This window comes from Pseudomonas sp. GW821-FHT12A04, from assembly GCF_058807755.1.
In genome coordinates this window covers 51914-68506 of sequence record NZ_JBXAQZ010000021.1, presented here as the reverse complement: position 1 = coordinate 68506, position 16593 = coordinate 51914, and the positions used below count along the sequence as shown (strand labels likewise).

9 protein-coding genes and 1 pseudogene are annotated in these 16593 nt (G+C 61.5%); 3 read left to right on the top strand and 7 right to left on the bottom strand.

Going from position 1 to position 16593, the window contains the following annotated elements:
• The first annotated feature begins 3 nt into the window (after positions 1-3).
• The 3 genes from cobN (at position 4) to AC1RS8_RS26675 (ending at position 5663) form a co-directional block, all read left to right on the top strand.
• Complete coding sequence (gene cobN, locus AC1RS8_RS26685) at positions 4-3840, top strand: cobaltochelatase subunit CobN (protein ID WP_489338620.1); 3837 nt, start codon at positions 4-6, stop codon at positions 3838-3840.
• Positions 3841-3990: 150 nt separating this feature from the next.
• Entirely contained in the window at positions 3991-4998 is a 1008-nt protein-coding gene (locus AC1RS8_RS26680) for a magnesium chelatase ATPase subunit I (RefSeq protein WP_102671353.1), read from the top strand.
• A 119-nt stretch (positions 4999-5117) separates the two neighbouring features.
• Positions 5118-5663, top strand: coding sequence for a vWA domain-containing protein (locus AC1RS8_RS26675; protein ID WP_407516950.1), 546 nt, complete (start codon positions 5118-5120; stop codon positions 5661-5663).
• 146 nt (positions 5664-5809) lie between these two features.
• Here the strand turns inward: AC1RS8_RS26675 and AC1RS8_RS26670 are convergent.
• The 7 genes and pseudogenes from AC1RS8_RS26670 to wecB all read right to left on the bottom strand — a co-directional run bounded on the left by AC1RS8_RS26670 (position 5810) and on the right by wecB (position 16567).
• Positions 5810-7034: pseudogene (locus AC1RS8_RS26670) on the bottom strand (NADH:flavin oxidoreductase/NADH oxidase family protein).
• A 196-nt stretch (positions 7035-7230) separates the two neighbouring features.
• Complete coding sequence (locus AC1RS8_RS26665; protein WP_429521136.1) at positions 7231-7959, bottom strand: hypothetical protein; 729 nt, start codon at positions 7957-7959, stop codon at positions 7231-7233.
• A 186-nt stretch (positions 7960-8145) separates the two neighbouring features.
• On the bottom strand, positions 8146-9222 hold the full coding sequence (locus AC1RS8_RS26660) for a GGDEF domain-containing protein (RefSeq protein ID WP_057714580.1): 1077 nt from the start codon (positions 9220-9222) through the stop codon (positions 8146-8148).
• Positions 9206-10084 carry a DUF4434 family protein gene (locus AC1RS8_RS26655; protein ID WP_057714582.1) on the bottom strand — a complete coding sequence of 293 codons (879 nt, stop codon included), beginning with the start codon at positions 10082-10084 and terminating at the stop codon, positions 9206-9208. Before AC1RS8_RS26655 ends, AC1RS8_RS26660 begins: the two co-directional genes overlap by 17 nt.
• A complete protein-coding gene (locus AC1RS8_RS26650; RefSeq protein WP_489338619.1) occupies positions 10084-13248 on the bottom strand; it encodes an NfrA family protein in 3165 nt (1054 codons plus the stop codon). Before AC1RS8_RS26650 ends, AC1RS8_RS26655 begins: the two co-directional genes overlap by 1 nt.
• Positions 13245-15419 carry a cyclic di-3',5'-guanylate-activated glycosyltransferase NfrB gene (gene nfrB, locus AC1RS8_RS26645; RefSeq protein WP_489338618.1) on the bottom strand — a complete coding sequence of 725 codons (2175 nt, stop codon included), beginning with the start codon at positions 15417-15419 and terminating at the stop codon, positions 13245-13247. Before nfrB ends, AC1RS8_RS26650 begins: the two co-directional genes overlap by 4 nt.
• Complete coding sequence (wecB, locus tag AC1RS8_RS26640) at positions 15416-16567, bottom strand: non-hydrolyzing UDP-N-acetylglucosamine 2-epimerase (RefSeq protein WP_057714588.1); 1152 nt, start codon at positions 16565-16567, stop codon at positions 15416-15418. The genes nfrB and wecB overlap by 4 nt, the downstream gene beginning before the upstream one ends.
• Positions 16568-16593 lie beyond the last annotated feature (26 nt).

The following is a 16593-nucleotide window of genomic DNA, read 5'->3' as shown; positions in this document are numbered from 1 at the left end:
GCCATGCACCTGCTCAGGACCCAGCCCGGCGGTTTCGTGTCGGATGACAACATTGCCGACCTTGGACAAACCCCCGCCGAGCTGGTGGTCCTGTGCAGCGGCGATTCCAGCCTGGCGCTGCTCGCCGAAGCGGCGCAGCAGTTGCCCGACGATTACCCGAGCGTGCGCCTGGCCAATCCGATGCAGGTGCAGAACCATGCCTCGGTTGACCTGTACGTCGATGAAGTCTTGCGCCACGCCAAGGTCATTCTGATCTCGCTGCACGGCGGAATCGCCTATTGGCGTTATGGCATCGAGCGTCTGGTCGAGCTGTCGCAGCGCGGCGTGCAACTGATTCTGGTGCCGGGTGATGATCGCCCGGACCCGGAGCTCAGCGACTTGAGCACCGTCGGTGCCGAGGATCGCGACCGGCTCTGGCAGTTTCTGCGCCAGGGCGGCATGGGCAACGCCCTCGACTTCTTCCGCTGCCTGGCCAACCGCTGGCTGGCGCGTGATTACACCTGGGGCGAACCGCAAACCCTGCCACGCACGGCGATTTACCATCCGCACAAACATTCTGCCGCACTGAGCGACTGGCAGGCCGACTGGCACGCCGATCAACCCGTGGCGGCGGTGCTGTTCTACCGCTCGCATTTGCAGGCGGCGAACACCGCGTTCATTGATGTTTTTTGCCAGCGTTTGCAGGCGGCGGGGTTGAATCCATTGCCGATTGCGCTGGCCAGCTTGAAAGAGCCCGGCTGCCTCTCGGTGGTCGAGGACTGGCTGGATGAAGTCGAAGCTTCAGTGATTCTGAACACCACTGGCTTCGCTCAATCCAGTCCGGAAGCACCCCATCTGCGCCCGTTTCGCCGCAATATCCCGGTGATCCAGGCGATTTGCGCCCAGGACAACGAACCCGGCTGGCGCGCCAGCGAACAGGGGCTTGGCCCCCGTGACCTGGCGATGCATATCGCGTTGCCTGAGCTGGACGGGCGCATCATCAGCCGTCCGATCAGCTTCAAGGACCTGGCGTGGCGCAGTGAGCGTAGTCAGTCGGATGTAGTCTGCTACCGGCCTCAGCCGGAACGCATGGACTTCGTTGCCGAACTGGCGCGGCGCTGGGTCGATCTGGCGCGGGTGCCCAATGCAGAAAAACGCATTGCCTTGATTCTCGCCAACTACCCGACCCGCGACGGTCGCATCGGCAATGGCGTCGGCCTCGATACCCCGGCAGCGGCGTTGAATATCCTGCGGGCGTTGCATGCCGACGGTTATCCATTACCGGCTGAGTTACCAGACAGCGGCACCGCGCTGATCCAGCAGTTACTGGGCGGCGTCAGCAACGACCTCGATACCCTTGACCTGCGTCCGTGCCAGCAAAGCCTGGGCATGGATGACTATCTGGTGATGTTCAACGCCCTGCCTGAAGCCAATCGCGCGGCGGTGCTCGAACGTTGGGGTGCGCCGGAAAACGACCCGATGTATCGCAGCGGGCGGATGATGATCGCCGGCCTGCGTTTTGGCCTGACCTTCGTCGGCATTCAGCCGGCCCGGGGTTATCAGGTCGACCCGAGCGCGGTGTATCACGACCCGGACCTGGTGCCGCCCCACGGCTACCTGGCTTTCTACTTCTGGCTGCGCAACACCTATGGCGCCCACGGCGTGATCCACGTCGGCAAACACGGCAACCTCGAATGGCTGCCGGGCAAGGGCGTGGGGCTGTCGGAACATTGCTGGCCAGACGCTTTGCTCGGGCCGCTGCCGAACATCTATCCGTTCATCGTCAACGACCCGGGTGAGGGCGCCCAGGCCAAGCGGCGGACCCAGGCGGTGATCATCGATCACCTGATGCCACCGCTGACCCGCGCCGAAACCTACGGCCCGCTGCGTAACCTCGAGCTGTTGGCCGACGAATATTACGAAGCGCAGCTGCTCGATCCGCGCCGCGCCCTAGAGTTGCAGCGCGACATCCTGCAACTGGTGCGTGACACCCACATCGACCGTGAACTGCAACTGGACGAACAACTCGACAGCGATGCCGATGCGGCGATCTGGTTGCCGCGACTCGACACTTACCTGTGCGACTTGAAGGAGTCGCAGATCCGCGACGGCCTGCATGTGTTCGGCGAATCGCCCACCGGGCGATTGCGCATCGATACCTTGCTGGCGCTGTTGCGCATTCCACGGGGCGATGGCCGGGGTGCGCAGTCGAGTCTGCTGCGGGCGCTGGCCAAGGCCTTCGGACTAGGATTCGATCCGCTTGATTGCGCCTTGGCCGAGCCGTGGATTGGACCACGACCTGAACAACTGCAAGTACTCGGCGACGAACTTTGGCGTACCACAGGCGATACCCGTGAACGTCTTGAGCTGTTCGCTACACAACTGATCTCACAGACATTGAACTGTAGGAGCGAGCCTGCTCGCGATGGTGTGTCAGTCGACACCAATGTGGCTGACACACCATCGCGAGCAAGCTCGCTCCTACAGGAGTCGGACTGGACTGAGGTGCAAGTCATTATCGATGGTTTGCGTGACGTCATTGCTCCGCGTCTGGACGCCTGCGGCCCGGCGGAAATGCGCGGATTGCTCGACGCGCTTGGCGGTCGCTTCGTCCCGGCCGGTCCCAGCGGCGCGCCCAGTCGTGGTCGTCTTGACGTGCTGCCCACCGGGCGCAACTTCTATTCGGTGGATGTACGCAACCTGCCGACCACCACGGCGTGGCGCATCGGGTTCCAGTCGGCCAACCTTATTCTCGAACGGCACCTGCAAGACCACGGCGATCATTTGCGCCAGCTCGGCTTGTCGGTGTGGGGCACCGCAACCATGCGCACCGGTGGCGATGACATCGCCCAGGCGATGGCGTTGATGGGCGTGCGTCCGGTCTGGGCCACCGGCAGCCAGCGGGTCGATGATTTCGAGATTCTGCCGTTGAGTTTGCTCGACCGCCCGCGGGTGGACGTGACCTTGCGTGTGTCCGGTTTCTTCCGTGATGCCTTTGCCAATCTGATTCGTTTGTTCGACGCGGCGGTGCAAGCGGTGGCCGATCTCGATGAGCCGGACGACCTGAACCCGTTGGCGGCCAAGGTACGCGCCGAGCGTGCAGCCTTGCTGCAGGCGGGGCTCGATGAAGACGCAGCGCGACGTCAGGCCGGCTGGCGGATATTCGGGGCCAAACCCGGTGCCTACGGCGCGGGTGTGCAGGGCGCCATCGACGGTCGCCTGTGGCAGAGCCGCGAGGACCTGGCCGAGGTCTACCTCAACTGGGGTGGCTACGCTTACGGCGGTTCCGACGAAGGCACCGCCGCCCGGGAACAGTTCAGCCAGCGCCTGAGCCAGGTACAGGCGGTGCTGCAAAACCAGGATAACCGCGAGCACGATCTGCTCGACTCCAACGATTACTACCAGTTCCAGGGCGGCATGCTCGCGGCGGTGGAAAGCCTGAAAGGCGAGGCGGCGGCCAGCTATCATGGCGACCACAGCCAGCCGGACCTGCCGAAGATTCGCACCTTGAAGGAAGAGCTGAACCGGGTGATCCGCTCCCGGGCTGCCAACCCGAAGTGGCTTGAAGGCGTTAAACGTCACGGCTACAAAGGGGCGTTCGAAATGGCTGCGACGGTCGACAACCTGTTCGCCTTCGACGCCACCACGCAGTTGATCGACGATCACCAGTACGCGTTGCTGGCCGATGCCTATTTGCTCGATCCGGGCACCCGGGATTTTGTCCGCGAACACAATCCCCATGCCTTGCGCGACATGACCGAGCGCATGCTCGAGGCGCAACAACGGGGAATGTGGAAGGAGCCCGGCGAGTACCGCGAGGCGCTGGAGAATCTGTTGCTGGATATAGAAGAAGATGGCTGACGCACTTAAACCTGTGGGAGCGAGCTTGTTCGCGATGACATTCATTCAGTCGACAAAAATGTTGCCTGACATTCCGCCATTGCGAGCAAGCTCGCTCCCACAGGGATTGGGGTGCCTGTGAAGATTACCGACCATGACCGAGATAGAACAATGACCGACACCCCGCATTTCCCGCTCTGCGCCGTGGTCGGCGCCGACGATTTGAAGCTTGCCCTGTGCCTGACCGCCATCGACCCGAAAATCGGTGGTGTCCTGATCGAAGGCCCGCGGGGCATGGCCAAGTCGACGCTGGCCCGCGGTCTGGCGGATCTGCTGGCCAGCGGTCAGTTCGTCACCTTGCCGCTGGGCGCCACTGAGGAGCGGCTGGTCGGCACCCTCGATCTCGATGCGGCACTGGGCGAAGGTCGCGCACAGTTTTCCCCCGGCGTACTGGCCAAGGCTGACGGTGGCGTGCTCTATGTCGACGAGGTCAATCTGTTGTCCGATCATCTAGTTGACCTGCTGCTCGATGTGGCCGCCAGCGGCACCAATCTGGTAGAGCGTGACGGCATTTCCCATAGGCATTCGGCAAAATTCGTGCTGATTGGCACCATGAACCCGGAAGAGGGAGAACTGCGTCCGCAATTGCTTGACCGTTTCGGTTTGAACGTCGCCCTCGGTGGTCACACCGCGCCGGTCGAGCGTGGTCAGATCATCCGTCGTCGCCTGGATTTCGACGCCGACCCGCAAGGTTTCTGCGCCGAATGGGAATCCGCACAGGCGACTCTGCGTGACCGTTGCCAGAACGCACGCAATGCACTGGCAAGCATTCCCCTCGACGACCAGGCGCTGGCACACATCACCGAACGTTGCTTCGCCGCTGGCGTCGATGGTTTGCGCGCCGATCTGGTCTGGCTGCGCGCTGCCCGGGCTCACGCTGCCTGGCGCGGGGCGAACGCCATCGCCGAGGAAGATATCGACGCAGTCGCCGAGTTCGCCTTGCGCCATCGCCGTCGCGAACATTGCGCACCGACGCCTCAGTCATCCCAGGCGACGCAACAATCGGCGCCTCAGCACGCCAACCCGAGCGAAGGGCAGGGCCAGTGGGGCGAGTTGCCTGCCCAGGCGCTGGCGGTCGGTGCTCGACGTGAAGTGCCGAGCTGGCCAAAAAAGCCCTAGGCATTCGCCCACGCTCCGATGCGGGGGCGAATGCCAGACCCCGAGCCGGGCGGCTGGACCACGGCAAACAGGGTAAGCGTCATACGGCCCGTAGCGGCTCGGTCAACTGGCCTGGCACATTGCTCAATGGCCGACCGCGTCAGCGCGACGACCTGTTGTTTCAGCTGCGCACTCGCTCGCCCCACGAACTGTGGCTGGTGATCGTTGATGCCTCCGCATCGACCCGCCGTCATCAGGCATTGAGCGATGCCAAGGGCTTGCTGGCGCAGTTGTTCGACGATGCCTATCGCCAGCGTGCGCGTCTGGCGCTGCTCACAGCCAGCGGTGCTACACCGAAGTGGCAGGTGCAGGGATTGAAGGCCTCGACCGGGTTGCGCCATTGGCTCGATGGCCTTGGCGCCGGGGGCGGCACGCCGTTACTGGCCGCGTTGGGCGAAGCGGGGCGATGGCTTGGTGCACGGAAAAAGCGTTTTCCGGCAGAGCAGCAGCGGTTGTTGCTGGTGACCGATGGACGGCTGAAGGACTGGCCGTTGTTGCCCGTGCTGGAGTGCCCGGGGGTGCTGATCGACATCGAGCGCGGGCCGATCCGGCTCGGGCGCAGCAGGGTGTTGGCGACGCAGTTGCAGGCCGAGTATCGGCACATTGACGAGCTGCTTCCTGGCTGAAGTTTGCTTTGTCTGCACGGGCCTCATCGCGAGCAAGCTCGCTCCCACATTGGTCCGGGTGAACACAAAGTCTGTGAACACCGAATGATCCCTGTGGGAACGAGCTTGCTCGCGAAAGCGGAGGGTCAGTCAACATCAATTTCGGATTACTTGCCCATCGCCTGCCGATACTGCCGGGTGCGCTTGCCAATGTATAACCGGTCGAGAATCAACGCCCACAACGCCGAGACTTCAGGCCGGTTTTTGCGTCCACGGCTCAAGCGATGCAGCTGGAATTTGACCACCGCCATGCTCGCCAGCGCCGCCAAGGGCTTGCGTTTCCAGCGGATCGGCGGCAGTTGCGGATGGCTGTCCTGCCCTTCGCGCCAGTGCTTGACCAGGTGTGGTTCCACAGCGAGCGCGGTGCCGATGCCGGCCATGGCAAGGCCGCTGTCGAGGACCTGTTCGACGATTGCCAGACGCCGGATCCCGCCGGTCACCATCACCGGCATCCGCGCCACGCTGGCCAGTTCGCCGGCCATTTCCAGAAAGTACGCCTCCCGCGCCAGGGTTCGGCCGTCGCGCGCCTCGCCTTGCATGGCAGGTGCTTCGTAACTGCCACCGGAGAGTTCCAGCAGGTCGATCGGTTGTTCGTTGAGCCACTGGATCACTTGCCGCGCATCATCGGCATCGAAACCACCGCGCTGGAAATCTGCTGAGTTGAGTTTTACCGACACACAAAATTGCGGCGACACCGCTTGGCGAACCGCCTCGACGACGGACAACAGCAGACGCGCACGATTTTCCAGGGATCCGCCCCATTGATCGGTGCGCCGATTGGTCAGCGGCGAAAGGAACTGGCTGATCAGGTAGCCGTGGGCGGCGTGGATCTGCACGCCGGTAAAACCGGCTTTCTCAGCCAGTGCGGCGCTGGTGGCGAAACGTCGGATCACCTCCTGGATGTCGTCCGCGTTCATGGGTTTGGGTTCGGCGAACATCTTCGAGAACGGGCCCAGATCCAGCGCAACCGCCGACGGCGCCAGAGCTTGCTGGCCAAGGTTGGCCATGGTCTGGCGGCCAGGATGGTTGAGCTGCACCCAGAAATGCGCACCGCCGGCCCGACCAGCGCTGGCCCACTGGCGGAAGCGCTCCAGGTGGCGCTCGTCTTCCAGCGCTACTCCGCCGGGACCGGTCATGGCGCGACGGTCGATCATTACATTGCCGGTCAGCAACAAGCCGGCCCCGCCCTCGGCCCAGGCCTGATACAGACGAAGCAGGGCCTTGTCGGGTACTTGATCGGTATTGGCGAGGTTCTCTTCCATCGCGGCATTTGGCAATGCGATTGCCGATGGTCTGGCCGTTGGGCAAATTCAACGCTTGAAAGGGCGACATGCTTGGCTCCTCCTCGTAGTGATGAGCAGAGGCTAACCTTAAAGTTAACTTTAATGTCAAGCAGATAAATGGGCCCGCAATGAAGATCGGTGAATTGGCGCAGTTGAGCGGGTTGACCGCATCGCGGATGACCCATGGCAAGGCGCAGTTGCCGGGCTGGATCGACACCCTCCAGGCCCGGCCCGAAGGGGGATTTTTACTGTTGAGCGGGCAAAACAGTTTGAGTGACAGGGTAGGCAAAAGACTCAGTGTTATCGATAGTCGCAAAAACGGTTTGCTCCTCTCCCGGCTTTATGGGAGCAGAAACGTTTCGTAAGAAGCTGATGTATCGGTCTGGCCTCCAGCGGGTTGTACTTAAACCCATGAAAGACGGGAGCAAGGTAGCCCCAGTATAAAATTCCCCAGGTGAAACAGAGAAAATGGTGGTAACGGAGGTTTTGATTGGAAAAAAGATCGCGCCGGGATAAGTGCCACATAACGGATAGCCCGGAGCTCCTTGTGAACATTTTGACGGTGGCTCCTGGCCGACTACCAGTTTGGTGGGCGGTGAACTTACACCCGTTACCACAACCGAAAATGAAATGCCCTTGCCTGGCAGGTTTTGCAGATTCAATTGTGACATCGTGAAGTTACCGTTAGACAGCGTGGATACCTGCTTCAAAATGACGTCATCGCTGGTTTTCGCCGTTACCATGAACGGGCCTGTAGCCGTGGTCCCAACGATCGTGCCCGAGATGGATGTGGCACTTTTTGAAAGCGGTGTCGTGATGCAAACTTCAGGGCCATTCTGGCCGATGTACTTTCCATTGACCAAGCTGCTGCACTCTTCGCTGACCGTGGAAACAGTCGCGTCCGGATCAATATTGCAACCCGTTAAACCCATCCCCAGCGTCGCGCAAACAAATAAAGTTCTCGCCGTATTCATGTTCGATCCCCTTTGGTTTCGATAGTCAGATGCGGCGCCAGTATTTCCTTGCCTACTCAGAAGCGTCTACTGTCATATTTGACAGTAGCAAGCAGATTGGTCGGGTTTAAACAGATCTTTTTTCGATGGCACACATCGCACGGTTAGCGATGAGGAGGCGCTTTGCAGTAGGTGGGATAGATAGCTTTATTGATGAAATGTGTAGCGATCCTTCCCGGTATGTTTTGACTCATACAAGGCCGCATCGGCCTTGATCAGCGCCTGGTTCAGTGTGTCACCGTCGAGCACCCGGGCCAGGCCGATACTGATGGTCACCGGGTGTCGAGTGGGTTGCTCGCGTACCACCCGACACAGGTCGCCGGCCAGCGTCTCGACGTCTTCGCGGCTAACCCCGGCCAGGTAAATCGCGAACTCCTCGCCACCCAACCGCGCATATTCGTGGTGGGCCGTCACCGACTTGATGTCCTGCGCGATGCGCTTGAGCACCTCATCGCCAATGTCGTGGCCGTAGACGTCGTTGACCTTCTTGAAGTTGTCGATGTCGATCATCGCCAGGTAGTGGTCGTTTTCCCGCGGCACGCTGTTCAACTGCAGGCTTGCGCGGGTCATGAACGAACGGCGATTGGGGATTTCGGTGAGGGTGTCGATGTAGGCCTGGTCCAGCAGCAGCCTGGACATGATGAAGTTGTTGAGCTTGGCCTTGTGCAGCGTCAGGAAGCTGTAGAGGGTCAGGCCGCAGATAAATGTCGTGTAACTGAGGGCCATCACGCCCCCCAGTTCAAACTGTTCGATACCGGTGTTGTAGAAGGGATTGAGAAACCACCAGGTCACCAACTGCGCGGCAAAGAATGACCAGCGGCTCAGCGGCAACACCGAGGCTGTGAACAGGGTGGCCGAAGCCGCCAGCAACAGCCAGGCCGGTTGGTGGTCGTTTCCCAGGCCTTCGATGAGCAGCCGCGTGCCGAAGGCAATGGTGAGCACAAACAGCAGGTTGAGTTTCTGGAAGTGCCGGGCGTCGCGGATAAACAGCAGAATGATGACGAGAATGGTGAAGACACCGAAGAACACCAGCGAACGCCAGGTGAATGGCTGCCCGCCGATAAAACTCAGGATCAGGTCGTAAGCAACCCAGACCACAATGCTGGCGATGTAGATCAGTACGCAAAATGTGTGCAGCCGATCGAATTCATGTTGGAGGAACTCGGCCTTGAGCTCAGCCGGCGCCGATTTTTTGAGCACTTCGTCTTCAATGGTTTTGTACATCGCCGACCTTGCCCTTGTGCTGGTTGTCGAGAATCACCTTGCCCCAGGGTCGGTAGCGCAGGGAGAAAACCGATGTCGGGTGGCAACCCGGTGAAGAGGTTTGTGGCGGCATCGGTTCGGCACGGAAGGGTTGTCCGGCAGCGCTGACTTGCCGGAAGGCTTCCCTGACGATGCCGATGGAGCAGGGCAGCGCATTGGCGTAGCCGGTGCGAATCAATGGTGGCAAGCGTCCGGTGCCGGCACCGTCTTGCCACCACACCTGGATTCCGGCGTTCGCCAATTCCCCCAGCCATTGGCCATTCACTTGTGGCGCGAGTTTGCCGACGTTGAACACGCTGATGTGCAATGGTGCGTCGAGCTTGCCGGAAAAATCCTTGAGCTGGCGTTGCAATCTTTGTCGGCGATCCAGCGCCAGAAAGTGCAGGTCATCCAGTTCCATGGGCAGATACCAGCCGCTGACGGGGAGTTTCCAGTCCTTGCGCAGTTTCTGCTGCCGGGCCAGCGACTGCCCCAGTTGCGTCTGCCAGTACGTTGCCAGCCCGGCACTGTCAAGCTCATTGATACGCTGGTAATAGGCCGGGTCCATGTACAGGCCCAGCACCAGTTTCAGGCCTTGGGCCTGGGCCTGTTTCAGGCTGCGGGCAAGCCAGCCGTCGGCACCGCCGAAGTCCGAATCGCCGTAGGCCGTCCACTGTACGATCACCGTGTGCACGCCCTGGCGGGCGCTGTCCTGCCAGATCCGCTGCCATTGCGCCTGGCTCAGGTTGGCATCGACATTGAGCGGTTGATAGAAAATCCGTTCGTCGGCATGGGTCGCCGCGGCGCCCAGCAACAGGCACAAAGCCAAAAGAAGTCGCTTCATCAGAAATTCAACTCCACGCCCACCAGCACGCCGTTGCCGCCTTCATACAGATTGCCACCCAACGCTTGTTGATACTCGGTGCGCACCGTCAAGTGCGCGCGATAGGCGTTGTAGACATCGTCGTCGAACCACCATTGCCAACGCAGGCCCAGACCGGTGCGCAGATCCTGGCGCCAGTCGTTGCTCGGGTCCTGGGTCGCGAATTCGAGAAAGCCGTACGGCATGATCGTTTGTGCGCCGTTGAACGGAAGTTTCCAGGTGTGCCCTTGCTGGAAGCGCGACAACCATTGATGGTCGCCGGCCTTGGTCCACCACGCCGCGTCGAGGTAGAGGAAGCGCTCCTCCCAGTCGCTTTCATCGACCCGCCAATCGTTGCGGAATCGACCCTGATCAAGGAACGACGCGGTTGTCCGCAGCAGGTAGTCGGTGGTGGTGTGGCCATCATTGCGGTGATCCTCGGCCTGATCGGACACCTTGTCGGGGACCAGCATCTGGCCGAGGCTCAGGCCATGGTTGTCCTGATCATCGAACTGGCTTTGCTTGTAGATCTCGCCATAGAAGTTGATGTTGGCGGTGCCCCAGGGCTTGTAGCGCAGGCCGACGCCGGTACCCAGGGATTCGGCATAGCTCGACCTGCCCACGCCGCCAAGCAACACGCGGCCATAGACCGACAGCGTGCTGCCGGCGCGGCTGGGTTCATCGCCCAGTGCGTGGTCCCACATGGCCAGTTGCACGTTCTGTGAACTGGAGCGTCGCTGTGTGCCGATGCTGTCGTCGGGACGCAGGATGTCGTTGGTCGATATCCCGGCCGGTGACCAGGTGCTGGCGATGGTGACTGTGTCGCGACGGGACAGGCTTTCGTGGGCGCGACGCTGGCGATAGCGGCGCGCTTCCATGCTGCCATCCTCGTCATCGGCGGCCACCGGGTTCTGCTCCAGATCGATCACCCGGCGCAGTTCCTTGCGCGCCGAAGCGCTGTCTTCGACCTCGTCATAACGCCAGGCCAGGGTTTCGCCGAGGCGATAGTCTTCCGGGAAATCCTGGGTGGCGCGTTGCAGATACGGGATGGAACCGGCGCGTGCTGCCTTGGTCTCGGCACCGGCCAGGCGCACGCCGTAGTCGGCCCGATAACGGGGATTGTCCGGTTCGCGGCGCGCCGCTTCGGCAAGCCATTCGGTACTTTGTTGCAGGTCGCCGGCCTTTTGCGCCGTGACCGAGGCCGCATAGTAATGCTCGGCATCCGGTACTAGCTGCAGGGCGGAACGCTGGCGTTGCAGCGCGAGGGTGTGATCGCCCCAGGCATCGGCAATCGCCGCGCCCAACGTCCACTCATTGGCACCACGGGTGCGGCTTAGTTGCCAGTAGCGTTCAGCTGTTTGCGTGTCGCCGATATTCAGGGCGCCGCGGCTGGCGGTGAGGCGGGCATTGTCGCTGAGTTCGGCATCTGGAATGCTGCGCCAGATGGCCAGGGCACCGGCCGAGTCTCCGGCCGCCTCCAGGGCGTAGGCGAGTGGCAGGCGAGTGTTCTGGTCACCCATTTTTTCGGCGGTCTGGTAATACACCACTGCTTCGCCGGGGCGCTCGGGCATTGCACAACGGCCGAGGGCGCGGTAGTCGCCCGCAGCTTGCGGGAGATCACTGATGGCCTGTTGAACCGCGCCGCACTGGCCGTTTTCCGCCAGTTGCGCCAGCAGTTGCCCGCGAGTGGCGGGGTCGACGCGCTTGAGCAGCGAAACAATGCGTTGCTGTTGTGCCGCGGTCGGTGTCGACGCGGCATACAACCCCGCCAACCTTTGCAGCAGGGGCGTCGGCAGCTTGCCGCCGTGGCGGTCGAAGGCGCTCTCGAGCAACTGTTGCGCATGTTCACGATGGCCGGCATTCAGCGCCAGGTAGGTAGCCTGGTTGAGCGAATCGAGGTTGCCGGTCTGCTGGTAATGCCGCTCCCAGAATGCCGCCGCTTCGGTATCGTGATCCGATGCCTGGAGCAGTTCAGCGCGGCGTTTGACCACGTCGGCGGTCTGCGGCTGGCTGGCGAGGTAGGCCATGACTTTGTCGCTGCGGCCTTCCTCCTGCCAGACGTCGAGCAGGTGTTCGCGGCGTCGCGTGTCCCAAGGCTCCGGTAGACGGGTCGTTTGCAGCAGGTCGGTGGCTTGCAGGCGCTGGGCGAGGACCAGCCAGGCCTGCGGGTTTTCTTCGGGTTGGCAACTTTTCAATTGGCTCAGCGCAGCTTGCGGATCACGACGCGACAGCCAGTCGGCGGTCTCCAGGCATGGCCGCTGCAACTCACCACTCAAGCGTTGTACCGTGGCGCTGTCGCCGGTTTGCCGCGCCAGTTCCCACAGACGCTGGCGTTGCGCCGGGTCGGCAAGATCGGCAGGCGGCAGCGATTGCATCCAGCGCTGCGCCTGCTGGACCTGGCCCATGGCAATCGCCCGGTCGACCATGGCCAGCCGGGTCTTGCGCGCGGCTTCCGGGCTTGGCGCCGTTTGCAGCAGTTGCTGCAAGGATTGCTCGTCGAGGCGTTGCACGTAGGCGTTGGCCAGGCGTTGCCAGCTTTGGGCATCGAGTTGTTGGTTAGCGGCCAGTGGCGCCAGTTCCTTGATGGTGCCATCCCAATCGCGCAGTTGCTCGGACCAGTTGGCCCGGGCCTGTTGCAGCGCTTGCTCATCACCCTTGGGTGGCAGTTGCGCCAGCCAGTCATGGGCCGAGGCCGCGCCGCCGCGCTTGGCCAGGCTCGCGCTGTAGGCCTGCCACAGGCGCACGCGATGCTCCAGATTGCTGGAGGCTATCCATTGCTCCACCTGTTTTCTGTCCGGCGGATCCTGTTCGATCCAGGCCAGGCGCAAGTTGAGCAGGCTATCGCTGTTGGACGGGGTATCCGGCAGCGCTTGCAGGGCATCTTCGTAGCGTTGCTGCTTGACCAGCGATTGCACCAGTAATGCCCGTGCTTCATCGTTTTGCGGCACTTTGCTCAGCAGGTGGCGCATCAGCCGTTCGACTTCCTTCCAGTTGCCGTTTTTCGCTTCGCGGTAACTGCGGTCCATATAGGGGTAACTGCGGAACTGATCGAAATCGGTCAAGGGTTCGGCTTGCACCCACGCCGTCGTGTTCAGGCAGAGCAACAGGCTACCGGCCATCAAGGTCTGACGATGGACAGGCTTCATGCGGCCTCCCGGGCAATGCAGTACGCTGCGTGCTGCTCGCTCGTCTGATCGACCAGGGCCTGTTCGAGGATTTCCTGTGTGATCATGCCGCGTTCAATCAAGTGTTCACCGAGAGACATTTTTTCCGCATCGAAATCGATCAGCGCCTGATTGAACAGGGTTGGCGGCACCATGCCGCGTACTTGCAACAGATTGCCCAGCAACACTTGGTGATGGCTGACGCGCTCAATCAGGTCTTCGTCGTCCTGATTTTGCTCAAGCACCTCAAGCATCTGATGCACTTCCTCGCTTTGACGAGGGCTGGCGTACCAGTAGCGGATCCCCAGCGTCACCCGGCCTTGTGGTGCAAGGCGGCAACGCACCGGGCGTTTCAGTTGACGGCTGATGGCGCCCAGGGACACTTGGCTCACCGGACCTTCGGAGGCCAGCACCAGGGTTTCGTTCTCCTCGGCGACCGGCAACACGCCGTAGTGTGTAGCGATTTTGCGCGGCACGGCTTCGATCAGGCGTTTGTCGAGCTTGAACGGATTGAGTGGCGCCCATTCCAGGTCCAGTTGTTCGGCCAGGGCCTGCACCAGTTGCGTGGTGTCGATGTGCCCGCGCAGCAGCAGTTCCTGACCCAGGCGTCGGCGTACCGGGTTGGTGATCGCGGCTTCGAGTTGATCTTCAGACAGCAGGCCTTTTTCCACCAGACGATGGCCCAGCGGGGTGCGCTGGGCTTCAGCCAGGGCTGGAAACTCATGGGTGGTCTTGTCCCAGGCGACGCGACGGGAATCGCCCATTTCCATCACCTGGCGCAACGCCCGAACGTTGGCGAAAAAATTCACGAAATTGCTCCACACCATCCGGGGCGCCGACAGCAGTCCTTCGCCGAGTCCGTAAAAACGGGTGACAAACCAACCGCGCTGGAATAGCCGGTTGAGCAGCATGAAGCCATTGAGCCACAGCAGGCCCGCCAACAACGTGCTGTCAGAGAGGATCGACGGGAACCGCCAGGCGTTCGGCGCGATCACGGTGACCAGCCACATCGCCAGCAACACCACCAGCAGTATGTTCACCAGGAAGCTCAACAGGTACGCAATCAGGCCACGGCGGTCGCGCCACAGAAAATAATTGAGCAGGCCTTTGCTGCTCCAGCCCAGATTCTTGGTGCCCTGGAACACGATGCCGACGATCCAGCGCGACTTCTGCCGGATCGCGTACTGCAAGTCACGGGGAAAGTGCTCGCGCACACAGATCACCTGGGAAAAGGCGCGGTCCATGCCGAATACCCATGGTTGTTCCAGTGCCAGTTTCGGGTCGGTCACCGAATAGCGGGCAAAGATGCACTTCATGCCTTTTTGCTTGAGGCGGAAACCGATGTCGTAGTCTTCGGTGAGGCTCTGCACGTCGAAGGCGATACCGTCACCGTCTTCGAGCAGGGCACTGATGGCCTTACGGCTGAAACAGGTGCCGACCCCGGCGCTGGGCACTTGTCCGGTCAGTGCTTCACGCACGATGACGTCCTTGCCATGGTTCTCGGCGAACTCGTCGACGTAGTGCCCGGCAGTGAAGCCATGCCATTCCGGCGCGTAGGGATAGACCGGAATCTGGATCAGGTCCTTGGCCGGCAGCAGGTAGTTGAACAGGCGCAACTCCATGGGTGAAATCACGTCCTCGGCATCGTGCAGGATGAAGCCGGCGAACTGGATCTTTGCATCGTTTTCAAAGCGCAGGATGGCGTCGATCACGTTGTTCAGGCAGTCAGCCTTGCTGGTAGGACCGGGACGGGCGCACACCACTTTGTGCACGTTGGGATAATGCAGGCACACCGCATCGACGTCGGCCTGGGTCTCGGCGTCGTTGGGGTAGGTGCCGACGAAAATCTGATAGTTCTCGTAGTCGATGGTCGAGGCGGCCAGGCGCGCCATTTCACCGACCACGCCGACTTCGTTCCACGCCGGCACCATGATCGCCAGGGGTTTTTCGCCGATGGAATACAGCCGTTGCTCATCGGCTCGGTCGAATTTTTCATAGATCCGCCAGCGCCGGATCAGCTTGCGGGTCCAGTACACCAGGTCGATGAACAGGTCATCGAGGCCGAGTATGAACATCAGCAGGGCCAGGGTAATCGCGAGGTATTTGAGACCGAACAACACATAGGCAAAGAAGTCGACAAACACCAGGCTCATACGGCTTTACCCGCCGTGCGGTGTTTGAGCCAGATGCCGAGGCGATTGGCGATGCGTTCGCTGGCGTGTCCGTCGCCATAGGGGCTATGGACCCGGCTCATTCGCTGGAAGGTGGCTTCATCATCGAACAACAGGCTCGATTCCCTGACGATGCGGTCGGTGTCGGTGCCCACCAGCACCACGGTTCCGCCTTCGAGCGCCGATGGCCGCTCCGTGACATCGCGCAGCACCAGAAGCGGCTTGCCAATGGCCGGTGCTTCCTCCTGGATGCCACCGGAATCGGTGAGAATGAAATAGGCGCGGTCCATCAGCCAGACGAAATGCTGGTAATCCTGCGGTGCCACCAGATAGATATTGGGTTTGTCCGAGAGGACGCTGTAGACCGCCTTTTGCACCTGCGGATTGAGGTGCACCGGGTAGACGAATTGCGCATCGGGATAACGTTCGGCAAGGGTGGCCAGAGCCAGGCAGATGTTGCGAAAACCGCCGCCGAAATTCTCCCGGCGATGCCCGGTGATCAGCACCATGCGCCTGTTGTCGTCGAGCACCGCCAGCGGCGAGTCGGCGGCCGGGTGCCAGTGGATTTCCTGTTGGTGTTTGCGCATCCATACCAGCGCATCGATCACCGTGTTACCGGTGACCTCGATGTTGGCCTTGGACACACCTTCGCGCAGCAGGTTGTCCTGGCTGATGGTGGTCGGCGCGAAATGCAGGTCGGCGATGACACCGGTCAGGTGCCGGTTGGCTTCCTCAGGCCAGGGTGCACGCAAGTTACCGGTACGCAAACCTGCCTCGACGTGGCCGATGGGTATCTGGCGATTGAAGGCGGCGAGGGCGGCAATGAAGCTGGTGGTGGTGTCGCCGTGTACCAGCACGATATCCGGATGCACCCGCTCGTAGGCTTTGTCGAGATGCCCCAGCAATTGTTCGGAGAGACCGTTGAGGGTCTGGCCCTGGGTCATCACCTGCAAGTCTTCATCGACCGTCAGCTCGAACGAGTCGAGGACCTGCTTGAGCATTTCCCGGTGCTGGCCCGTGGAGCAGATGTTCAGGGTTATACCTGGCCAATTGCGCAGGACCCGTGCCAGAGGGGCCATCTTGATGGCCTCCGGACGCGTACCGAAAACCATCATGACTTTAAATGACATCAACCCTCCTGGGACCGCGCACGCCG